The organism is Shewanella sp. BJSY2023SW007, assembly GCF_047314525.1.
In the GTDB taxonomy this organism is placed as follows: domain Bacteria; phylum Pseudomonadota; class Gammaproteobacteria; order Enterobacterales; family Shewanellaceae; genus Shewanella; species Shewanella chilikensis.
In genome coordinates, this window is the sequence record NZ_JBKORL010000075.1 from 21,752 (window position 1) to 43,686 (window position 21,935).

Annotated in this window: 25 protein-coding genes; 11 read left to right on the forward strand and 14 right to left on the reverse strand. The window is 51.1% G+C overall.

Annotation, left to right across the window (positions count from 1 at the left end; translation table 11 throughout):
* Nucleotides 1-71: 71 nt before the first annotated feature.
* From ACMHXE_RS12645 to ACMHXE_RS12675, 7 genes are all read right to left on the reverse strand, one after another.
* Nucleotides 72-1,037, reverse strand: a complete 966-nt coding sequence (locus ACMHXE_RS12645) for a formate dehydrogenase subunit gamma (protein WP_101056789.1) — start codon at nt 1,035-1,037, stop codon at nt 72-74.
* 18 nt (nt 1,038-1,055) lie between these two features.
* The gene (locus ACMHXE_RS12650) at nt 1,056-1,679 is read right to left on the reverse strand and encodes a molecular chaperone (RefSeq protein WP_101056788.1); all 624 of its coding nucleotides are present in this window, start codon (nt 1,677-1,679) and stop codon (nt 1,056-1,058) included.
* Nucleotides 1,676-2,224 (reverse strand): 4Fe-4S dicluster domain-containing protein, encoded by a 549-nt coding sequence (locus tag ACMHXE_RS12655; RefSeq protein ID WP_039035838.1) that lies wholly within the window; start codon nt 2,222-2,224, stop codon nt 1,676-1,678. The genes ACMHXE_RS12650 and ACMHXE_RS12655 overlap by 4 nt, the downstream gene beginning before the upstream one ends.
* 11 nt (nt 2,225-2,235) lie before the next feature.
* Entirely contained in the window at nt 2,236-4,437 is a 2,202-nt protein-coding gene (locus tag ACMHXE_RS12660; protein WP_101056787.1) for a molybdopterin-dependent oxidoreductase, read from the reverse strand.
* Nucleotides 4,438-4,555: 118 nt separating this feature from the next.
* On the reverse strand, nt 4,556-5,998 hold the full coding sequence (locus ACMHXE_RS12665) for a disulfide bond formation protein B (protein WP_101056786.1): 1,443 nt from the start codon (nt 5,996-5,998) through the stop codon (nt 4,556-4,558).
* 9 nt (nt 5,999-6,007) lie between these two features.
* Nucleotides 6,008-6,175, reverse strand: coding sequence for a hypothetical protein (locus ACMHXE_RS12670; RefSeq protein ID WP_162835837.1), 168 nt, complete (start codon nt 6,173-6,175; stop codon nt 6,008-6,010).
* Nucleotides 6,176-6,208: 33 nt separating this feature from the next.
* Nucleotides 6,209-7,171 carry a LysR family transcriptional regulator gene (locus ACMHXE_RS12675; RefSeq protein ID WP_101056785.1) on the reverse strand — a complete coding sequence of 321 codons (963 nt, stop codon included), beginning with the start codon at nt 7,169-7,171 and terminating at the stop codon, nt 6,209-6,211.
* Between the two features lie 335 nt (nt 7,172-7,506).
* On the opposite strand from ACMHXE_RS12675, the gene ACMHXE_RS12680 reads away from it, so the two are divergent.
* A complete protein-coding gene (locus tag ACMHXE_RS12680) occupies nt 7,507-8,076 on the forward strand; it encodes a hypothetical protein (protein WP_224867648.1) in 570 nt (189 codons plus the stop codon).
* A 49-nt stretch (nt 8,077-8,125) separates the two neighbouring features.
* Here the strand turns inward: ACMHXE_RS12680 and ACMHXE_RS12685 are convergent, their stop codons facing one another.
* From ACMHXE_RS12685 to ACMHXE_RS12705, 5 genes are all read right to left on the reverse strand, one after another.
* On the reverse strand, nt 8,126-8,704 hold the full coding sequence (locus ACMHXE_RS12685) for a YSC84-related protein (protein WP_101056784.1): 579 nt from the start codon (nt 8,702-8,704) through the stop codon (nt 8,126-8,128).
* A gap of 212 nt (nt 8,705-8,916) precedes the next feature.
* Nucleotides 8,917-10,977 carry an alpha/beta hydrolase family protein gene (locus tag ACMHXE_RS12690; RefSeq protein WP_286996641.1) on the reverse strand — a complete coding sequence of 687 codons (2,061 nt, stop codon included), beginning with the start codon at nt 10,975-10,977 and terminating at the stop codon, nt 8,917-8,919.
* A 68-nt stretch (nt 10,978-11,045) separates the two neighbouring features.
* Nucleotides 11,046-11,903, reverse strand: a complete 858-nt coding sequence (locus tag ACMHXE_RS12695; RefSeq protein ID WP_101056782.1) for a hypothetical protein — start codon at nt 11,901-11,903, stop codon at nt 11,046-11,048.
* A gap of 58 nt (nt 11,904-11,961) precedes the next feature.
* Complete coding sequence (locus tag ACMHXE_RS12700) at nt 11,962-12,348, reverse strand: nitrous oxide-stimulated promoter family protein (RefSeq protein WP_101056781.1); 387 nt, start codon at nt 12,346-12,348, stop codon at nt 11,962-11,964.
* 139 nt (nt 12,349-12,487) lie between these two features.
* Nucleotides 12,488-12,847: a DsrE/DsrF/TusD sulfur relay family protein gene (locus tag ACMHXE_RS12705; RefSeq protein ID WP_025011924.1), complete on the reverse strand. Its 360-nt coding sequence runs from the start codon at nt 12,845-12,847 to the stop codon at nt 12,488-12,490.
* Between the two features lie 271 nt (nt 12,848-13,118).
* On the opposite strand from ACMHXE_RS12705, the gene ACMHXE_RS12710 reads away from it, so the two are divergent.
* The 7 genes from ACMHXE_RS12710 (at nt 13,119) to ACMHXE_RS12740 (ending at nt 18,574) form a co-directional block, all read left to right on the forward strand.
* The gene (locus ACMHXE_RS12710; RefSeq protein WP_413732410.1) at nt 13,119-14,021 is read left to right on the forward strand and encodes a hypothetical protein; all 903 of its coding nucleotides are present in this window, start codon (nt 13,119-13,121) and stop codon (nt 14,019-14,021) included.
* A 119-nt stretch (nt 14,022-14,140) separates the two neighbouring features.
* Nucleotides 14,141-14,467 (forward strand): hypothetical protein, encoded by a 327-nt coding sequence (locus ACMHXE_RS12715; RefSeq protein WP_101057675.1) that lies wholly within the window; start codon nt 14,141-14,143, stop codon nt 14,465-14,467.
* A gap of 5 nt (nt 14,468-14,472) precedes the next feature.
* Nucleotides 14,473-15,945, forward strand: a complete 1,473-nt coding sequence (locus tag ACMHXE_RS12720) for a protein adenylyltransferase SelO (protein ID WP_101057673.1) — start codon at nt 14,473-14,475, stop codon at nt 15,943-15,945.
* 16 nt (nt 15,946-15,961) lie between these two features.
* The gene (locus ACMHXE_RS12725) at nt 15,962-16,255 is read left to right on the forward strand and encodes a DUF3630 family protein (RefSeq protein WP_101057671.1); all 294 of its coding nucleotides are present in this window, start codon (nt 15,962-15,964) and stop codon (nt 16,253-16,255) included.
* The gene (locus ACMHXE_RS12730; protein ID WP_101057669.1) at nt 16,252-17,253 is read left to right on the forward strand and encodes a serine/threonine protein kinase; all 1,002 of its coding nucleotides are present in this window, start codon (nt 16,252-16,254) and stop codon (nt 17,251-17,253) included. Before ACMHXE_RS12725 ends, ACMHXE_RS12730 begins: the two co-directional genes overlap by 4 nt.
* A gap of 147 nt (nt 17,254-17,400) precedes the next feature.
* Entirely contained in the window at nt 17,401-18,012 is a 612-nt protein-coding gene (locus ACMHXE_RS12735; RefSeq protein WP_101057667.1) for a thiol:disulfide interchange protein DsbA/DsbL, read from the forward strand.
* Between the two features lie 349 nt (nt 18,013-18,361).
* Nucleotides 18,362-18,574, forward strand: a complete 213-nt coding sequence (locus ACMHXE_RS12740; protein ID WP_025010850.1) for a DUF1107 domain-containing protein — start codon at nt 18,362-18,364, stop codon at nt 18,572-18,574.
* Between the two features lie 2 nt (nt 18,575-18,576).
* Here ACMHXE_RS12740 and zapB read toward each other — a convergent pair whose 3' ends face one another.
* Complete coding sequence (zapB, locus tag ACMHXE_RS12745) at nt 18,577-18,780, reverse strand: cell division protein ZapB (RefSeq protein WP_025010851.1); 204 nt, start codon at nt 18,778-18,780, stop codon at nt 18,577-18,579.
* Nucleotides 18,781-18,983: 203 nt separating this feature from the next.
* Here zapB and ACMHXE_RS12750 point away from each other — a divergent pair, with 203 nt between their 5' ends.
* Nucleotides 18,984-19,331: a RidA family protein gene (locus ACMHXE_RS12750; protein ID WP_101057665.1), complete on the forward strand. Its 348-nt coding sequence runs from the start codon at nt 18,984-18,986 to the stop codon at nt 19,329-19,331.
* Here the strand turns inward: ACMHXE_RS12750 and ACMHXE_RS12755 are convergent.
* Complete coding sequence (locus ACMHXE_RS12755) at nt 19,328-19,606, reverse strand: Rho-binding antiterminator (protein WP_101057664.1); 279 nt, start codon at nt 19,604-19,606, stop codon at nt 19,328-19,330. The genes ACMHXE_RS12750 and ACMHXE_RS12755 overlap by 4 nt on opposite strands.
* A 448-nt stretch (nt 19,607-20,054) precedes the next feature.
* Between ACMHXE_RS12755 and ACMHXE_RS12760 the strand changes: the two genes are divergently transcribed.
* A complete protein-coding gene (locus ACMHXE_RS12760) occupies nt 20,055-21,392 on the forward strand; it encodes a type II toxin-antitoxin system HipA family toxin (protein ID WP_101057662.1) in 1,338 nt (445 codons plus the stop codon).
* Nucleotides 21,389-21,844, forward strand: coding sequence for a helix-turn-helix transcriptional regulator (locus ACMHXE_RS12765; protein ID WP_101057660.1), 456 nt, complete (start codon nt 21,389-21,391; stop codon nt 21,842-21,844). The genes ACMHXE_RS12760 and ACMHXE_RS12765 overlap by 4 nt, the downstream gene beginning before the upstream one ends.
* The last annotated feature ends 91 nt before the right edge of the window (nt 21,845-21,935 follow it).

Genomic DNA, 21,935 nt, shown 5'->3' on the forward strand with positions numbered 1-21,935 from the left:
CGACCCGTCAGGGCCGCGGCTATCATAGATTTGGGATGCCCTCCCCCGGGAGCTGGAGGAGGGCGTGGGAGTTATTTACCTTTTGAGAGGCTTTTGTACCAGAGGTTGTGGTGTTGCTTCGCCCAGTTTTCGTCGCACTTGCCGCTGAGCATACATTCCATACCGCCTTCAGAGATCACTGTGGCCATATAGATATGTACTACGGTAAAGGCGCCGAGCACGAAGGCGCTGACAAGGTGGAGGATCAATGCCAGATTGGCACCGTCTTTGGTGGCCACCAGGCTTGGGAACATGAGCACCAGACCCGAGCCGACCATCAGGGCACCGAACAAGGCGAAACACCAGAACCAGAGTTTTTCACCTGCGTTGGCAAAACCGGCATCAGGATGCTTGCCCTTGAAGGAGCCGAAGTTCAGGTAACCGCCAACCACTTTGAGCCAGCCGATATCACAGGCTTCCGGCAGTTGCTTACCAGCCCATTTGACCACCATGACCGCCCATCCCAAGATGAAGGGGAAGGCCATCAGGTCGTGCAGGGCGACCGAAGTGCCGATAAAGCCGGTCCAGTGGGAGGCGCCCATGTTGGGCTCCAGCCAGAAGCGGCCGGCAACCATGATAAGGCCTGTGATGATCAGCAGTAGACAGGCGATAGCGCCGACCCAGTGCACCAGCACATCCATGCCACTCCAGCGGTCGATTTTTTTGCCGGAAAAGCCCTGACTCAGCTTGGCTTTGCCATTAATGGCCACGAATAGTGCCAGCAGCACTATCATGCCAAAGAAGCTGTAGCTCAGGAGGTCGGCCCACCAGGAGGCCGGCGCCAGAGTATCAAGATACCCTTGATTGACTGGCGGCAGTGCATCCGGGAACTGGGCATGTTCTGGCATGCCTCTGAGTTCGGGGATATCGCCCTGAATGGCCACTTCCTGTATCGGTTGCCATTGTTGTGGCTCGGGTGTCAGAGTGTCCGCGGCCAGCAGCGGTAAGCTGAATACTAAGGCCACAGCACCTGAGATAAAGGCATTCAAACTTTTCATGTCAAATCCTTAAACATCTTAATGATGCTTTGCAGTCGGAGTCTCGACCCCGGAATTCTTCAGTCTGGAAGTGAGGAAGTCTTCCAGCACCTGGGCATAGCAACGCCAGAAATCCAGCCGTGCATGTTGGCAGATCCCTTCAGTAAACGTCTGATACCAAGTGCCAATATGTTGCTCGAGGAAGACTTGCGCCAACTGTTCCAGCTCTTCGGCCGCGGCCGGATCTTCGCTTTGTTGCTGATGGCGCAGGGCCTCAGCACAAAACAGAAATTCCAGCTCATTGCCTATGTAGTCTGCCGGTTCGTTGAAGCTGGTATCTATCACCAGTCCCAGTTGTTGATAGAAGTCAGCGACTTTCATGGTACGGTCCGTATTCAGCTGTCGACCGACATCGCGGTAGACAGATTCATAGGGTGGCACCAGCAATTTGGTGGGGCCGATACACATACGGTTGAAGTCACACTCAAGTTCCAGAGGCTCTGATTGCCACTGTTTGGCTTCCTGAAGCAGCTCTGGATAACGCTGCTCCAGCTCCAGCCAGTCGATAAGTCGCTTGAGCGACTCAGGGCTCGAAGGGGTAAACAGCATCCCCTTCAAGGCCTGATAGCCGTTGGCGACCGGACCGAGGTCGAGGTGTGTCATGGTCGCTCCTTGATGATGACCATATTGGGCTTGGTGATGCAGTCGCCGTAACCTACGCCTTGCTTGCTGGCAGAAGGTTTCTGGGCCAATACCTGCTGTATTCTGTCGGTATCCAGACACTTGACCGGACAACCGTCGACACAGGCGGGCTTGAGTCCCTGATCGATAAGCTCAATACACATGTTGCACTTGGCAGCCTTACCATCGGTTTTCAGCATGACTACCGCATCATAAGGACAGGCGCTGACACACAGGCCGCAACCGGTACACTTCTCGCGATCCAGTACCACCAGGCCATCGTCACGCACTGTATAGGCTTGAGACGGACACACCATGAGACAAGCCGGGTTACCGCAATGCATGCAGGAGTGACTGAGCCACACGTCTACCATGCCGTCGTTACGTTTGACTTCGTAACGGTCTACCTTGCGAAAGCGCACGTCTTCCGGCAGTTCGTTGTGGATCTGGCAGGCTATGGTGCAGGCCTGGCAGCCGACACAGTTTTCCTGTCTGAAGACGAATCCGAGTTGATGTTTATTTTCCATGAGGATCTCCTTCAGGCTTTGGCCAGTGCCACGCGGGTTGAGTGGTAGGCCGAGCAACCGCCCATATCGGTCAATTTATCTGTGGTCAACGAGTTGGTGCAGCCATCAGTGCCGTTGGGGTTGAGTCTGAGCCAGTTACACTTAGGGGTCATCAGTGAGCCCTCTGGCACACCTGTGGTGACCATGGCAACAAATTTAGCTTCGCCTCTGTGGTTGCTGAGTTTGACAGTGTCGTTGTTGACAATGCCGTATTGCTGGGCATCTTTGGGGTTGATTTTGACGTAGTAGGCTGGGATGGCGCGGATATATTTCACGTTGTAGAAGGAGCTGTTAACCCGCTGTGGTACCCCGGAAGATAGCAAGCGGAATGGCAACTCGCGCTCTTTGGGCTCCATCTCATCCTCTGGCAGGCCCCAATCCAGTACTGGGTGGAAACCGGCATCGGCCATCAATTGTGAACTGAACTCAATCTTGCCGCTTGGGGTTTCATATTTACCGTCGGCTAATACAGGTTGAGGAATGTCCAGCTTGATATACTTCTCTTTCATCAAGCGGTCATAAGTCACCCCTTTATAGTAAGGTGAATCTGTATCCAGCAGCTCGTGAATGATGTCATCGTTGCTGGCCTGGAAGGCAGGATCTTCAAAGCCCATAGCCTGACCCAATTCGCGGAAGAAGGTCCAGTTACACTTACATTCACCCAGAGGTTCAATCACCTTCTGGCATACCTGTACATAGTAGCCATGGTAGTCACCGACAATATCATCGGTTTCAAACTGGCTGGCGGCCGGGACTATGATGTCGCAATACTGCAGTGAGTCAGTCATCACCATGTCGTGACCGACAACAAACAGATCTTCGCGCTTCATTCCCTCGATGACCGCATTGGTATCTGGCGCGACAACCACAGGGTTACCGTTATAGATGATCATCCCGTGGATAGGCTTACTGGGCTTATCGTGGCTGGTGGGATTAGTTGGGTGCAACGCCTTGGCCAGCTCAGTCATATTGATCCGCTGGGCATCCGGATTCGGACGCATATATTTGCCGCTGGCTTGATATTGGTTCAAACCACCGCCCGCATGAACGTTGTCATAGATAAGGCCGTTACCGCGTTTACCGAAGTTGCCAGTGACCGCGAGCAGCATGGCAACCGCGCGGGCCATACGGCCACCGTTGAAGTTACGTTGGAAACCGTAACCCATACGCAGCATGGTCTTTTCGTTTTCACCCAGCACCTGGGCGAACTCGAACATCTTGGCTCTGGGCACTCCGGTAATCGCTTCGACTTCATCGTAGCTGATTTCATCGAGGCGCTTGAGCAACTCGTCGTAGCCTATGGTCTGCTCGGCAATAAATTTATGATTAACGAGATCTTTTTCTACCAGATACTTCATGATACCGGCACACAGTTGTACGTCTGTGCTGGGGCGAGGCTGCAGGTAGATATCGGCCTGGGAACATAGCGGTGTGCGCTGTGGGTTAACCGCCAGTATTTTGGTACCGCGATCCCTGGCTTCGTTGATAAGTTTAATAGCTATGGTGTTGGAGACCACTTCATCGTGTCCCCAGTTCAAATAGACGTCACTGAGTACTACATCTTCAGGATCCGGGCCAAGGAAAGTGCCGTAGAGCGACTTGAGACCATCATAGGCGGCGTAGGTACATACTTTACGTTCCAAAATGGAGGAGCCGATACGGTTCCAGAAACGTTCGCCGGAGGCCGACATGCCGATGGCACCATAGTTGCCTGAGTAGCTGTAGGGCAGAATTGCTTCAGAACCATGTTCATCGATGATCTGCTTAAAGCGGCTGGCAATCTTGCTGTAGGCTTCGTCCCAGGTGATCCGGCGCCATTTGCCTTCACCCTTCTTGCCGACCCGCTCCATGGGGTGCAGGATACGGTCGGGGGCATAGGTGTATTGCACGTAGCTTTGCCCTTTAAGGCAGGGAGCCTTACCGGTCTTGGCCTGTTCCTCGGCGCCGGTGACGTAAGTCATTCGACCATCCTGAACTCGGAACTTGAGCAGACAGCGGGCAGCACAGTTACGCAGACAGCTATGGTACACGACTTTACCATTGCGCTTGGCTAATAATCCTGAATTGGCTCCCGCCTCTTTGGCGTTGGCTACGCCGGGAGTCAACCCTGACAGGGACGAAAGCACGGCTGTGGCTCCGGCTCCCTGTAGAAATGTGCGTCTATTGATTTTCATAGTCATCACTCACCATAATTTGGACCTTGAGTCCGTTATGATTGTTGGCCCAAGGGCCTTTATTGTGCCGGTTTCCCGGCGTTACCCCGGGGGAAAACTCCCCCGGAGCTAAGGTGCGTTACATTACAAAGGTTTGCAGTTGGTTACGGCCGTTGATTTGGCTAACAGTCAGCAGTTGACCGTCGCGAACCAGTAAGCCTTGTGGGTTGTCAGTACCAGGCAGTTTCACGCCTGAGTAGACTTCGCCTGTGAGCAGGTTAAGTTGCAGCACTTCACTGGCATCAGTGTTGAGCAGCCAGGCTTGCTCATCATCGACGCTGATACCTGTCAGTTGTGGCAACGCCTTGCCTTCCAGTCCTTTGAAATTGGCTTCGGCAGACAGTGTCATGTCACCCTTGTCGAAACGGGATACCACCAGGTTTTCATTCAGTTCATCGCGGGTAGTGACAGTCACATATTGATCCAGCGCCTTGCTGTAACCCAGCGCCAGGCTATAGCTGGTCTTGGCTCTGATAGTGCTGAACTGACCACGGGCGGTTTCACCAATGCCGTCGCTGCTCTGGTTGAAGCGGCGATAGTTCATTTCCCAGTTTTGTGCAGGATCCAGAACCAGTTCGGCCCAGGCCTTGTTGAAACCCATTACCAGCAGGCTGTTGGCTGAGGTAAAGCTAACGCCGCTTAAGGTTTCAATGTGCAGCATATACATGCCGTCGATTTGTGCCTGAGTGAGCAGTTTGAATTGGTTATCCAGGATGTAGACCCAGTTGTCTGAAGTGGTCAGCGCATAGATCTGGCTCTCAGGCTGATAGTCGATGGCGGTTACCCGGCCGGAAATCGCTTCAGGCAGTGCTGTCTGGCTCAGTAATCTGGCTTCAGGAGCCGAGGCAAACAATGCTGGCGTCTTGTTCCAGGTATCCATGTCCGGGTTGCTGATGGCGTAAGCACCACGGGCATTGGGAGCATAGGTAGGCCAGTGATCCAGTTCCCAGCTCATGAACTTGGGATTGAAGGACACGCGGCCTGGGCTATCCTGACCGACGAAGGGGAGTGGGCCGGTTTGGGTAAAGGCTTGCACTATGTTGCCGGCAATAACCACCATGAAGATACCGCATGCCAGTTTGGGTAGTGAATTCAGCGGCTTGTTACCATAAGCATTACTGGGGAATTTATTGCCCAGGGTCAGCATCAGCAAAGCAACAACTACAAGGACCACAATAAAGACCAGCAGTGCCCATGTGTAAGTGTGGGCGCCCATGATCTTCAGCGAGAAGCCTTGGCCGATATCGCTGGCCAGGTTGAAGGAGGTATGCACTGATGCCATAAAGGCGCCATAGATACCCAGCCAGACCAGTGCAGCAATATATTTGGGCTTGAGGCCAAAACGCACAATATAAAGAGCGGTCAGCGCCACCAAGATCATTGCTGTACGTTCTTGCCAGCAAAATGCACAAGGGTTATCCAGTAGGATAAATCCGAAAAAGAAACAGGCAATACCCACAGGTAAGGCCATGATGACAATAGCAGCTAAGGATGCCAACTTGTTGAATATATGCTCTTTCATAACGACTCTTTAGTAGTTACCGACAGGAAGTAAAACGCCCCAGGACATCATGATCCAAATAAAGAAACTCATTCCGATACAACCGAAAAGAAGTTTGTCTGCCAGTTTTTCTTTTTCTGGTTTCTTATAAACCAGATAAGCGGCATAGGCCGTAATACAAAATAATGTGAACTCCATTGGATACCTCTTGTTTCACTTGTGATTTATCTCTTATGTGGCCGCAGCCAAACGCCATTCTCGTTCCAATCCATAAACGAGTTTTGATTTCACCCAGTTGAAAGCCGGGGAATTATTAATGTTTCCATAAAGGATGTAATTGCCTACCGTGCGATGTTCGCTACGAATTTCTTTTATATTTTCAATCATGTTGTCAGATAATCTTCGATAACTGACTGCAGGTAACATATCGACAAATTTGCGGGTAAATTGGTTGCAACTGAGAGTGATATAGTCTGACTCAGCAAGGATTTGCATCGCGGTGGCGACACTGTCTGTGTAACCGGCAACATCCATTTGTAGGCCGTTGTCCCGGCATAGATTTACTAATAATGGACAAGTCAGATCGTTGTAGTTGTCGATTTCCAGTAGTGGATAGTGGGACAACTGCTCCAATGACATGGATTCAGCCAGCACAGGGTGGTCTTTTCTGGCCAAGATGTAGATGTCACCTGTTTCAGAGAAGATTTCATAGTTGAGTCTGGTGTCATCGAAGCCTTCGTAAACCACCACGAAATCGACGCCGCCACCAATGAGCTCATTGCTGCAGTCATGGCTGAGTGTACGAATATCGAACCGTAAGTTGGGTGCTTCTGGAAGAATATAATTATTTATGACTTTATGAACAGCATAGACAAACTCATCATAGGCCCTGATAACAAAATGACCGCCGGATTGACTGGGAGAAAATACAGAGTGTTGTCTTTCAAGCAGCTGATATTGCTCTACTAATAATTTGGCATGTGGGATTAACTCTTCGGTCTTTTGTGTAGGAATTAATCCGTTTGATTTACGGACAAATAAAGAGTCCATAAATACATCACGTAGTGCATTTAGTGTACGAGTGACGGCACAACTGGATATGCCCAATTCAGCCGCTGCCAAGCTTCCTTGACCATGTTTATATACAGCTAGTAAAACTTTTAACTGGTTGTAATTAAGGCTGTCAATTTTCATTCAACTGTCCCCGCTCTGCAGAGACATTACTATGAATTCATTGTTAGGCTATTGCCAAGATTAAGATCACATTGAGAAATAGTTAATTATTTGAAACATGAATTGCTTCCTAAATTTAGTCAGGCGAAAAAACCTTATTTCCGCAGGTGAAATTAACGATAGCCTGTTTTTATTCTCAGGGTGTGAATTTACTCAAGTAAAATAGTGAAAGATATTCGGAATTGATTCGTTGTGACTTGGTGACTTGCTTACTATGGTGATTTGTTGTAGGGATTCAGTTTGGTTTCAAATTGCGTCGTTATAGTTGTTCATTTAGTCAAGAAGGAACAAGAATAATGAAACGATTGGGAATGATGGCAGCTTTGTTGTTGACAACGTCGGTACAGGGGCAGGAATTGACCGCTGCCGAGCAGTTTTTTGACCATTTATCTGGTTTGTGCGGCAAGGCCTATAGTGGTGAGTTGATTAAGGGGGGCAGTGCCGGTGATGGTTTCACTGGCAAGCCGCTGGTGATGCATGTTCGTCAATGCTCAGAAACTGAGATCCATATTCCGCTGCATGTGGGTGAGGACAGATCCCGTACTTGGGTGATCAGTAAAACGGCCGATGGCCTCCGGCTCAAGCATGATCATCGTCATCAGGATGGTAGCGAAGATGCTGTGACTCAATATGGTGGTGACAGTCGCAGTCCGGGAACCGAGTTCTGGCAGTCTTTTCCGGTCGATGAATTTTCCATTGCCAACTTTAAACAGCATGGTTTGGCCCAGTCGGTCACCAATGTTTGGCACTTGGGGTTGGATCAGCAAAACTTCAGCTATCGCCTGACCCGGGAAAATCGAGACTTTCTGTTGCAATTCAATTTGAGTAATGAAGTGACGCCGCCACCGGCACCATGGGGACATTAATAAAACGGGCTAATGGACGAGGCGGCCCGGGGACGCCTCGTCCATGGACTTATTGTGCTTCGAAGGTAAATGACTGCCCGGCCAGCGCGGCTTCTACCATGAGGCCACCTTTGGCTGCGGTAAATACCGCCATGCCGTTGATATAGGCAGCCTTGGCAGCCTGACTGCCGCCAGCCTGACCGGCACCGGCCGAGTTACCTGTGGTACCGGCCTGAGCATTGGCACCGGCATTGATGGCCACGGCGGAAGCCTGGGCGCCGAACTCAAAGCTGCCACTGGTAAAGTCACGGTAGGCCTGTGCATCCTTGAAGAAAATAATCTCACTGTAGGCTTGACCGCCGATTTGGAAGCCAATGGAAACCTGAGTCATGCTCGAGTCACCTGTATAGGCACCACCGCGATAGACGCGCCCCTTACCATAGGCAGCTCCTATACCAAGTCCCCCTTTCCCTATGGTAGGGAAAATTGCATAACCATAGGCTGAATCGAAGAATTTATGGGTTTCGCTGGCTTGTTTGAAGGTGGCTATGGCGCTGCTGTAGCTGTCATTGGCGCTGGCTGTCGGGGCCAGTAGCAGGCTGCCTACCAGAGCAACGAGGGTAAATAGGGTATTTGAAATAGTTTTCATAATGAACCTCCAAATTGAGAGTCTTGGGCTCCCGGTCAATGGGGACTGGATACCTTTGGCTACTCTTGAGCTTACTTGTCCGACAGCAAAAATACAGAGGGGTAGACTAAAAAAGCGCCGGCAATGGCGCTTTTTGGAGTGAATGTCAGCCAAAGTTCAGTTAACTAGAGTTCAGCTAACCAGAGTTCAGTTAACCCGGCTCCGTTCAAGTACTAAGATAAGGGTTTGCCGAGAACATAATGTTCAAACCAGGCCTGATCCCAGTCCATCTTGGCTTGCCTGTGCTTATAGTGGCTCAAACCATGGCCTTCTCCCGGGTAGGTTATTAGCTCCACCGGCACATTCAGGTAATGTTTGAGGGCGCGGTACAACCCTTGGGCATGGCCCAAAGGCACCCTGGCGTCTTTCTCTCCAATATGGATAAGTGTCGGGGTCTTTATCTTGTCTGCCTGTGTCAACGAAGATCCATGGGTATAGGCCTCGGGTTTTTCCCATGGTAAGCCTTGCATAAAGTTGACCACATGTCCGGGCGTATCCTCCAGCATCCATTGCAGACGTTGATCGAATACTCCGGCCCCAGAACTGGCGGCCTTGAATCTGTCGCTGCTGGCGATAAGTGCATTGGTCAGATAGCCGCCGTTGCTCCAGCCCATGACAGCTAACTTGTCGGCATCGACCAGGCCTTCGGCAATGAGTTTGTCCACGCCGGCCATGATGTCGTTTACCTCAATCGCGTGTTCATGGCCCACCAGGTCAGTGAGGAACTTGTCGCCATAGCCGGTAGAGCCGCGGTAGTTGGGCGACAACAAGGCCCAGCCGTTGGCGGCAAAAGTGGCACGGCCATAGGATCTGTGTTGCAGTGCAAATGGGGTGGCGGCAGTGGGGCCGCCGTGAATTTGCACGACAAGCGGCAGCGGGCCATCGGCTTTGCGATAGCCGGGTGGTAATTCCAGTATGCCTTCAACTTGTGTGCCATCGGCGGCTTGCCACTTGACTATGCTCAGCTGTGGCAGCAGCCAGGAATCGGTTTGCGGATTGATGTGGGTCAGGCGTTTGGCCGGTGCTTTGCGCTTCTCGGCGTTGGCGATAAACAGATCGTAGAAGTGATCCAGGCCGTTATGGCTGAACGCCAGTTGCTTGCCGTTGTGACTGAAACTGTAGCTGCCGATGACGGTATCATTCTGTAGCAGGGTTCGGGTGTTGCCTTGTTTCAGATCATTGATTTCGGTGCAGTAGATGCGCACCAGTGCGTGATCGGCACCGCGATAGCAGATATCTTCGCTACCCGGACGCCATTGGATGTCGCCGCCACTGAGTGTCATAGCGCCCTGGCGTTTAACACTCAAAGGTGCCTGTTCGGGTTTACTGGTATCACTGATAAACAGATTGCCGGGATGGCCGTCGAAGTCGATTCTGAAGGCGAGGCGGAGGTTGTCCTCTGCCCAGCTCAGCCCCAGCAACCAGCCGTAGGGAGAGGGCGCCTGTTCACGCCAACGCTGGTCGGCCAGAATCTGATTGGTGGCGTTTTTGATATCGAAGACTTCTACCTGGGACCCACCTTCCAGATTGACCAACTCATTGTCTTCTGTGGTGATCCGTGCCAGTTTATTGCCATCTTGGCTGACGCTGAATTCCCAAACCACCTTGTCATCATCCAGCAGCAACTGTTTGCGAAAATGCTGCAGATCCAGGCGGTAAAGGGGGTTGGTATCGCGGCTGCCATGAGCATACTCAGGGCCTTGGTGAGCGGCGCGCATATCGGCCCAGGGATCTTTATCTGTCAGGGTTTTATGGGTCAGGAAATAGAGCTGACTGCCATCGTCACTCAGTTGGTAACTCTTGACGCCACCGGCCTCCTGGGTAACGGGAACGGCTTCGCCGCCCTGAATCGCAAGGCGATAAATCTGTGGCTTGGCGTTGAATGGGGCCGGCTGCTCGGCATCGCCGCGACTGCTGAGGAAGTAGATATATTGGCCATCGGGACTCCAACTGATAGCGCTTTCACTCTCGTTGCTGAAGGTCAGGCGTTTGCTTTGGCGGCTCTTGCTGTCGACCAGCCAGATGTCTTTCTGAGCCTTATCCAGATTTTTGTCCCAGCGTGACTCCAACCAGGCAGCCATTTTGGCGTCCGGGCTGAGAGCGACCTGGCCCATGTTGGCTATCTCGAAAAAGTCCTGGTTGGTTATTTTATGTTGCCGCTCTGCGGCCAAGGCCTGGGTTCCCATACCGATAAAGCATAGGGCCAGCAGGCTGTAGCTGTTAGGCAATCCCATCTCTGTTCCTTTGTTTTTGTTATTAAAAGCCGCATTAGATTAACGTAAAGGCCACAACCTGGGCGATGTTACTTATCTTTTTTTTCGCGCAGTATCTCATTGAGAAAATCCAGCTCCTCTTTATCGAGCGGCTGTTTGGGTACAGAGGTGCCCTGGGGACGGGATTCGCGTCCACGCAGATAGGCGGCACGGGTGAGCTGATTGAGGCCGTAGATGGCCAGCAGATAGAGGGTCAGCAGCAGCGCCAGCCTCGGGATTGCCTGCGCCACAACCGAAAATTGATCGCCGAGAAACAGAGTCAAGAGTACGGCAATATTACGAACCAGCCAGTTCAGAATCAGCGCCAGAGTCAGCACCAGCAGCCCGTTGTTGCGTAGTTGTCGCAGCCGATTTTCCTGTTGATCCAGCGTATGGTAGTAGTGCTGCATCAACTGTAACACCAATACCAGATACAGGGTGGTTTGCAGTAACAGCAACAGCGGTAATAGCAATGAACCCCAACTCAGGCTGGGGTGGTACCCCAGTAAGGCCACACCTGTGACCAGGCTGGGATTGAATAGCCACAACAACATTACCAGACACATGGCAAGTATGGATGGCAACAGATGCTTGAGCGGCAACTTTGCATCTATAGTCGGCCTGAGTTGCTGCTTCAGGTATTGGTACAGAGCCGGCATTAACAGGAAGTACAACGGCAGCAATAACAGAAACAGTAGATGGATAGGCGCCGGAGTATTATCGTGGTTGAACAGGCCGGTAAAGAAATAGAGCGCCATCAAGGCAAAGATACCGGCGAGTAGCAGACGTTGGTTATGGCTGTCCTGATAGACAAAACGTGCGTAGATGGATAACACCAGGCAATGCAGGCCTCCAAGTAGCGATAGCCACCAGTAAGCTTGGGTAAAAATGTCGCTGAATGCAGTCATCTGACCCCCTTAACGACATTCTTATCTCAGCCACTTGAGGGGCGCAACAAAAAAATAGTTAGTTTCTGCTGTTCTGCATGCGTTTATGGCGGTTTGAGGCGTCTTTCGGTGGCTTGCCCGGCGCGGCTTTGCGTTCGCACCAGAGGTGGCGCAGAGCCAGTATGGGATGGCTCAACAGCATTCTTGGGCCGGCATAACGCATTACCTGACGCATCTGCTCTTTGGGTTCAGGTTTGTAGCAGTGTACCGGACATTTATTGCAGGTGGGCTTGCTTTCACCGTAGGGGCAGCGGTCGAGACGGGTATGGGCATATTCCATCAAGGCCTGACAGTCGGGACAGAGGCTGCCATCGTCGCTTCTGGGATGATGGTCACGGCAGTAGATCCACACCATGGCAGAAACAGTGCGGAATTCGGTCAGCAGTTTTCCTTGCAGCAGTTCCATAGCCTTACCTTAGTAAATGACTCAACTATGGTTATCTTAGTCCTGAGAAGGGGGCTGGTTCAAAGTCAGTGGCAGGAATTATGAAGGTGCGCACAAAATGAAGCTTTATGCGCACTCAAGGTTAAAGTGCAGGTTTACTCTAGATGTGGATAACTTTATCGGCTTCCAGGGTCCAGCGGCTCAAATCGCCGAGCGTGCCAATGGCAGCGCCATCCAGCAACATGTCGGCCACTACGCCGCGGGCCTCAACACAGGTCTTGCACAGCAGTAGAGGGACGCCTTGGGCGGTAAGAATTTCGAACATCTGCTGCAGGTTGTAGCTGAGATCCGGCGTATTCTGGCCTTTTACTGCTCCAAAGACAGCGTCTGACATCAGGAATAACTTGAGTTCCACTTCGGTTTGCTCCTGGTCTTTCAACGCCAGGGCAATACGCAAAGTGTTGAATAACTTTTCTGTGCCATAAGGGCTGGCATGCGCCACTATCAGTAACTTTTGCATCTGAATCCTTGTTTGCCATTCTTGGGATCAAAACTCATAGAGTGTATCAGTTTTGGCGTTGTTAATGGCAGATTGAGCTTCACAGACCGAGTTTCACTCGCAAAATGCGTCTCAAACCGGGAAGAAAAAGCATAAATACTTGATTTATACTAAGACGATACTCTATTAATATCGGTTAAACTCTGTGCAGAGAAGGGTGGCTTTGGCAGATTGCCATTACCACAAAACAGGGCTGTCAGTTGGCCCGGCACTCAAAAAATGGTGGACGAAGATGTTTAAAATCCTGGTCATAGTCTTGTTGGTCGCAGCGGGTATTTTCCTCTACAACAGAGCGCAGCGTCTGGCAAAAGAGGAGCGTGATGAGGCGCTCAAGCTCAAAGATAGGGCTTCAGCCATGCCTCAGGCGCCACAGGCCGAGACAGCAAGCGAGACTCAGGAGGGGCACCAGAGTGTCGATTTGGATTTTGCCGAAACGAAAGAGCAAGCTGAATCTCAGCCGTCGGCTGAGCAAGTGGTTACCGAGTCGCCTGAGCTTGATTCTCAAACCGAAAACAGTGCGTCAGAGGTGGAAGTCGGCCGCGCCGAGGTCGAGACTGTCCTGCCAGAGCCAGAGCCAGAGCCAGAGCCAGAGCCAGAGCCAGAGCCAGAGCCAGAGCCAGAGCCAGAGCCAGAGCCAGAGCCAGAGCCAGAGCCAGAGCCAGAGCCAGAGCCAGAGCCAGAGCCAGAGCCAGAGCCAGAGCCAGAGCCAGAGCCAGTCAAGGCGGCTGCACCGGATATCAGTTGGGGCAATATCACCCTCAAGCGGGCGATGGAGCAATATCAGGCTGCTGAAGGTGCCATCGAAGCGCATGATGCTTTACTGGCCGTGATAGGTGAATGCTACAAACAGCGGAAAAACAGCAAGTATCTGCAGTTGGGGCAAGAGTACGATACCGCATACAGTGCATTGTTTGCCGCCAGTCGGGAGAAAGTGATCAGCAAATCACCCAAGGCTGAGTTCAAGGGCACAGGATTTATGCAGCTCTCCACCCTGTGCAACGATGCCGGCCGTTTCGATGCCGCCATAGCCCTGTGCAACAAGGCGATTGAATATGGGCTACAAGATGGCACAGTCACAGGTTTTGAAGGTCGTATTAAGCGTATCGAAAAGGCCAGAGATAAAGCCTTGGCTTGAGTACAAAAGTCGATTCAATGTGTAGAATCAAGCAAGGAGGGCCGGGCTAACTGCCGTGTCACTTCTTCCCAAGCTAAGCGAGCCTGCGGGTTCGCTTTTTTTATTGATGGAGAGCCGCAATGAAACCAGCGACTTTATGGGTTGCACTTACTTCGCTGTTGCTGCTGGCAGCTTGCAGCAAACAACCGCAATGGACTCTGTTTTACTATCCGGATATACAGCAGCTGGATATAGACAAGCCGGATACCCAGCCGCAAGCGGCCGAGAAAATGGACCGTTATCATGCTATTGCCGGTTACTATCAAACTCTGCAGCAGTGTCAGGACAAGGGCAGAGGTATGCAACACCTCAATGAAGGCAAGGGCAGCTTCGAGTGTGGTCACAACTGCCGTCTCGACGACAGGGATATGGTAATCTGTGACCAATGGCACAATAACGGCCCCTAAGGGACATGAAATTTAAACAGGATTACTTCACCCGCCTGGCGGGATTTTACCAGCAGGTACTGCCCGCCGGGTTACCTTCGCCCCATTGGTTGGCCTGGAGCGATGATGCGGCGGCGCTTTTGGGCCTGAATGGCCCCAGTGAAACCCTGCTGCAGCAACTCGCCGGCAACCAAAGAATGCCGGGCGCCGAATATTACGCCCAGGTCTATAGCGGGCATCAGTTTGGCGGCTACAGCCCCAGGTTGGGTGATGGCCGTTCGATCATTCTCGGTGAGGCACTGGGGCCAGAAGGTGCCTGGGATCTGGCCTTGAAGGGGGCGGGACCCACGCCATACTCACGTCACGGTGATGGCCGTGCTGTGATGCGTTCGGCGGTGCGCGAGTTTCTGGTGTCCGAGGCGCTGTATCATTTGGGCGTACCCACCACCAGGGCGCTGGCGGTGATCGGCTCTGAGTTGCCGGTGTGGCGTGAGTCGCTGGAAAAAGGCGCCATTACCGTGCGCTTGGCCCGCAGTCATATACGTTTTGGTCACTTCGAGTATTTCTGTTACAGCGAGAAGGGTCAGGCCGACAAGCTCAAGCAGCTGCTCGATTTCACCCTGAGCCAACATTATCCCCAGCTCAGCCTGGACTATGAGGGCTACAAGGCCTGGTTTGCGCTGGTGGTGCGTGATACCGCGCGCATGATAGCCCACTGGCAAGCGGTGGGTTTTGCCCACGGGGTGATGAATACCGACAATATGTCGATTCTCGGCGACAGTTTTGACTTTGGCCCCTTCGCCTTCCTCGATACCTTTAAGGAAGACTTTATCTGTAACCATTCAGATCCCGAGGGGCGTTACGCCTTCGGTCAGCAACCCGGCATCGGTTTGTGGAACTTGCAACGTTTGGCGCAGGCGTTGACGCCCGTGCTGGCTTCCGATGACTTGATAGCCGCGCTCAATACCTATCAGCACGAATTGGTGCAGCAATATCTTGGCTTGATGCGCGCCAAGTTGGGGCTGGCGCCCTTGGCCGAAGGTTTAAGCCTTAATGACCGGCTGGAGCAGGACAACAAGGACCTGGCACTTATCGGCGCTTTTACCGGCTTGCTGGAACAAAACGCCTTGGACTACACCCAGAGCCTGCGCCGCTTCGGCGAGCTGGACCCCAAGGCAGAAAACAGCAGTCTGAGGGATGATTTTATCAATCGTCAGGGCTGGGATGATTGGCTGCCCGAGTACCGGCGCCGTATCGATATCCGCCAGGGGCTTGAACAGTGGCAGGCCGAGCGCCGGGCCCATAACCCCAAATATATCTTGCGCAACTATCTGGCTCAGGAAGCGATAATTGCCATCGAAGAGGAGGGCAATAGCCAGCCGCTTGAGCAGTTGTACCAGCTCCTCAGGCGTCCGTTCGATGAGCAGCCTGAGATGCAGGAGTTTGCCAAGCGACCACCGGATTGGGGGCAGGGGTTGATCATGTCCTGCAGCAGTTAAGAAATAGGATTAAAAGATGCAGTATCAAAATCTTAGCTTGGATCCCGAGCATAAAACCTTGTCGATGACGGCCAGGGTCGAGTTTGAAGCCTTCGACAGCTTTGCCGAGCACCTGTGCCGGGCGCTCGATGCCAAGGTGCTGGAGCGGCAATGGGGGGCAGATCGTCACCAATGGTTGCTGGATTTTGAAGGCAGTCTCTTGTGGCTCAACTATGAGTTCTACGGTGATGTGTGCTGGTTAAGCTGCCAGAGTGAACAAGACTGGGAAGTATTGGTATATCTGAAACATTTACTGGAGTCACAGGCATGACAGAAAAGCAGGCCACGGCGGAGTTTCATTATCGGGATCTTTCCCCTGAACTGATTTTGGATGCCATCGAAAGTCTGGCGATTTACCCGGAGACGGGACTGACGCCACTCAACAGCTATGAGAACCGGGTCTATCAGTTTCGCTGCGATCGCGGTCAGAGGTACGTGGTTAAGTTCTATCGCCCCGAACGTTGGACCTATGCCCAGATTTTGGAAGAACATGAATTTACGTTCGAGCTGGCCGAAGCCGAGATCCCCATTGCCGCCCCTGTGGTGCTCGACGGCCGCAGTCTGCATCACTTCAAAGAGTGGCGTTTCGCGCTGTTTCCTTCCATAGGAGGTCGCAGCTTTGAGGTGGACAACCTGGATCAGATAGAGGGCGCCGGCCAGTTTATCGGCCGTTTACACCAGTATTCCCGTGGCAGCCTGTTCAAACAGCGCTTGAACCTGACGCCGACAACCCTGGGGACTCCGGCGCTGGAACAACTGCAGCACACAGAACTGATCCCGAACGCTTTGCGGGAACATATGCTCGAGGCGGCATCCAGCCTCTTTTCTGAGCTGCAGTTGCGCTGGCAAGGTATCGAATACCAGAGTATGCGCCTGCATGGAGATCTGCATCCCGGCAATATTCTCTGGACCCCCAATGGCCCTGGGTTTGTCGATCTCGACGATGCCTGCAACGGCCCTGCGGTGCAGGATCTGTGGATGATGCTATCCGGTGACAGGCAACAACAGACGCTGCAACTGGAAGTCTTGCTGGAAGCCTACGAGGCTTTCTCCAACTTCGATACCAAGGAGCTGCAGTTGATAGAGCCACTCAGGGCTCTGCGAATGTTGCATTACAACGCCTGGTTGGCCAAGCGTTGGGACGATCCCGCGTTTCCGCGCCATTTTCCCTGGTTTGCGACCGAAGAATACTGGCGACAGCAGTTGCAGGCCTTTAAAGAACAACGGCAGCGTCTGGACGAAGCGCCACTGAGCCTTATTCCCTATTGAGTGGTACTGAGACCCAAAGGCGATACCTGAAGGGGCTTGGATTTAACAAAAAGGGAACTCAGGGCTTGAGTTCGACTCAAAAAGAAGATTATGTTATTCAGCAATTCCAGCAGTGTTGGCTGAAATTTTAATAAACAAGGAACTCCAATGAAGAAAATCCTGATGTTGGCAGCAGCATTTTTGCTGCTTCCCCTGGCGGCCACAGCGGCCCAGTACAAAGAAGGCGTGCATTATACTGTGGTCAGTGAAGGCCCTGCGTCCGCTAAGCCTGAAATCACAGAGTTTTTCTCTTTCTACTGTCCCCATTGCTATAACTTCGAAAAGAACGTGATCCCCAAGCTGAAGGCGCGTTTGCCCGAAGGAGTCGCTTTTGAGCAAAACCATGTCGACTTTATCGGTCGCGAGATGGGGGTGGAGATGTCCCGTGCTTTCGCCACTGCCGAAGTGCTGAAGGTGTCTGACAAGGTCAATCATGCCATGTTCAGTGCGATTCAGGACAAGAAGCAACACTTCACCAATCGTGATGACATCAAGGCGCTCTTTGTGGCCAATGGCGTAGATCCCAAGCAGTTTGATTCTGCGGCCAACTCTTTTATGGTCAACAGCATGATGGCCAACATGAAGCGCAACACAGAAAACGCCAAGATCTCAGGTGTGCCAGCGCTGGTAGTGAATGGTAAGTATCGAGTTGAAACTGGTGCCATCAAGTCTTATGACGAGATGCTGGATATTGCTATCTACCTGACTCAGTTGAAGTAATTCGGTATATAGATACCAAAAGGGCCGACATGGCCCTTTTTTGTTACCCGGAAATACTGGTAGAAACCCCAAAAAAAACCGTACTCCTTGGTCGCAAGAAGTACGGATTAGAGCCATAAGGCTCAGTTTTTACCCTGAGTAACGCGATCACTCTAACAGTGCGTCAAAAAATTGGCAAGTGATGTGTTTTTGACTTTGCTTGTCAGGTATGGATGTATAACAGGAATATTTTTACAACAAAGACTTCTACTTACGATTTTTGGCTCATTTTACTGAATTGAGATGAAACCTTCTGCCGGGTTAGGAGGTCAAAACTTCGGGATCGGAAATCAACTAAAGGAGGTTTCTCGTGCGTGTATTTCCTGTCTATGCTCCCAAGCTGATTGTCAAACACGTAAGGATATTTTTGACCGGCGCCGTCTGGGTGAAAGATCTGGGAAGATTAGAGTTTGATAAGGGGCGCTTTTTGCTGCCGAGAAAAAGCCTGCCAAAGGTAAAGCAGGCTATCATGGAATTGAACGAACTCATTGAAACTCAGAATAGTCAAGCTAAAACCGTTTAGATTCAGTTGACTTCGTCGTTGAGCAGACCAACAAGGCCGGTAACTTTCTCGTTCCACGAGTTGAGATCTTGCTGAAGTTGTTGGTTTTGCTCTATCAGATGAGCATTTTTCTGCTTTTCTTCTTCCAGCTCCATTTTCAGAAGCTCAATATTTTCGAGCGCAGCCTGGATTTTGGTCTCCAGTTTGGACAGTAATTCTAGGCTCATACAGGAGTCCTTAAATAGTTGGGCGAATGAGATATTGATTCTATCAGTGCCACTGGCTTAAGGAATAGCTCTTATCTCCAAGTGTCCAAAAAATATGCGATAAAATTGGTTGTTTGATAGTTTTTTTCACTTATCTGAATCCCGGCTGTCCCAAGTGAGCTTTTGCCGGATAAAATAATAATTTTCGCCCCGGAACCCAGCCGATGACAATTCAACGTATCGATACCAATCCACGCATGAGCAGCATAGTGATCCACAACAACACGGTTTATCTTTGTGGTCAGGTTGCCAAGGATAAGTTCGCCGATATTCAGCAGCAAACCCGAACCATGCTCGAAGAAGTGGATGAGCTGCTCAAGCGGGCTGGCAGCAGTCGTGAACGGATCCTCTCAGCGACTATCTACCTGAAACAGATGAGTGATTATGATGCCATGAATGCCATCTGGGATGCCTGGTTACCGGCAGGGCATGCACCGGCTAGAGCCTGTGTGGAGGCCGCGATTGCCGAGCCCGAGTATCTGGTGGAAATTTCAGTTATCGCGGCGATTTAAATCTCACTGCCGGCCGAGGCAATCAGCACCCGGCCAAATTCAGCGCCTTCCTGCTCAGGAGTGATTGCCAGCAGCTGATCCATACGAATGGCGCGGTTGCTGGTGGTCGTTTGCACCAACAGCCACTCGCTCTTGTCGGGACGGGTCTCGGTGATCAGCGCCTTGCCATGAAGTATCTCTCCTTGCAACAGCTCTATTTTCAGCGGATAACCGCGAATACAGGCCAACTCGAGGTAATCATAGCGGCCGCAATCTATCGCTTGGTAAGGTTTCATATTTTAGTCTTTTAGTTTGAAGTTAAATAATAATCTTCCTGATAGAAGCTGGCACTAATCGGAATTAAGTCAATATCTAAGCAGAATGGTATAAAAGTAGCCTGATTTTTCACTTATACCAAAATAAGTTGCAGCAAATTGTGAGGTCAGGAATGAAACCGAATGGCAGCTTGGAGGGACTAGCGGGGCGGGACAAGCACAGAGACTGTGCTCAATGCTGATGGTTCTTGGTTTGAGAGTGGGGCTACCACACCCGCCTCATGGGAAGGGTATCGGGTATTCGCTTAATGGCATTAATCTATTGATTTAAGCTTATTGTTGTTTATTGCTTATAAAAGATTTGTGTATTTTCTAGGCTAAAGTAGAATTTGAGTAAATAGTTACTCATTAATTGTCTTTTTTGGATTTAATGAGTACTTAGTTACTCATAGTGTCTTTAGGAGCGCTCATGGAACATTTAACCATTCAGGCTTTTATCAATAGCCAATGGATAGATATTGCCAAGCTCTCTTTTCCAAACAGCGCACAAGGTCATTATCGGCTTACCTCGTTAGATTACGAGCAAGATTATGCCCTGGCAGAGCTCAATAAAGACGACATGCATGCCGTTTCGATAAACCACCCTGTCAGCCTGTTTTTTGAAGAGCCGAGGTGGCTTTGTTTCCTCGATGACATCATGCCTGACGGTGCAAGTCGCCGCTACTGGCTTAAGTACTTCGATATCGCAGATCTGAGCTTAGATGAGCAAAATTTTATCCTGTTAAAGTTTGGCACTATCGCGCCGGTAGGTAATTTACGGGTCAAGGAATCATTGCCTGAGCGCTCAGTCATTGCTGACAGGCTGACATTCACCGTGGATGACGTTAAAAATCGCGCGGCTGATATTCTGGATTACGCACAATACCGAGGCGCTGCTGCTGGTGGTGCAACAGGAGCTGGCGGGGAAGCACCCAAGTTGCTGTTACGTTGTGACGATGAGCAAAACATCTGGATTGATAGCTATCAGGACGACCAACAAAACCGAGACCTGCATTATTTGGTGAAATACCCAAGAGGCTCACGTTCACCCGTTGATTGTGACATCTTGCGAGCAGAGTACCACTATTACCACGAGCTGGCAGAAATGGGCTTTGAGACTATTCCAACGGCCAATATGCGACTCGAGGAGGGCCATTCCTACCCATCATTGTGGCTGCCGCGTTTTGATATTTATTTCAATGAACTCGGCCAGCAGCGTTACGCAATGGAATCGGTTTACTCGATACTGGGTAAAGCTGCCGGAGTTACCTTAGATCACGAGCAAACCATAAGAACGCTCGTCCACAAGATCACTCATAGCCATATGGTCTTAGAGCAAGGTTATCAGTTTGATATTCAGGCTTTTGTGCTTGAGTTGGTTCAGAGAGACTTACTCAATATCCTATTTGGTAACAGCGATAACCACGGGCGTAATACCGCATTTCTTAAAGGTGATGGTTGGATAAAGCTTGCCCCTATCTATGACTTTGCACCAATGAAGGCTGATCCTGAAGGGGTGGCCAGAACCACAAAGTGGCAATCACCGCTCGAAGTTGGGGGTGAGTATGACTTTCAAGGTATTGCCGATTCGTTGGCCGATTTGGTGCCTGCTCAAGAGTTAATGGCAGCATTAAAGCTCACCGCCCAGCAATGTCTTAACTTGAAGCAGCGCTTAATTGCGCGTGGTGTACCGGAACGGATTATCGATATGCCTGCGATTGGCTTTACTTATATCGAAGACAAGCTAACAAGGTGGGGATTGGTATGAGTGATAAAACATCTACCCTTGAGTCTGCTAAAGAGGCTATTGCTCGTCTTAGAGCTAATCGTCGGCAAGCTGGTGACGTTGTAATTGAAGCGTCACAATATCAGCTCTCACTAGACGCTGAAGAGACTCACGCAAAGCAAGCTCCCCCTCCCCAACGTGCTTCCAAGCATAGCGGGAGGGTGAGTACTGTTGAGAGACGTAAGGCCATCGAAGGCGTTACGCAAAGGCTATTACGCGGAGAACTTACTCAAGGGCAAGCTCTTAAAGCTTTACGTATTGAGGTTTTAGGCCTAACCCAAGACGAGTATGCAAATTTGGCTAAAGTGTCACGTAAGACCCTCTCTGACGTTGAGAACGATCGGGGTAGCTATAAGACTGATATTCTCGACCGATTGTTTAAACCCTTTGGCCTGAGAGTGGGGATTGTGCCTATCTCTACCGGCATCAAATAACGACTATGGTCGTGCCTTTGTGGGGAGAATAAATACAGTATCATACTGTATTTATTCTCGATTACCCGGTGGTTTCCTTGCTCAATAGTTA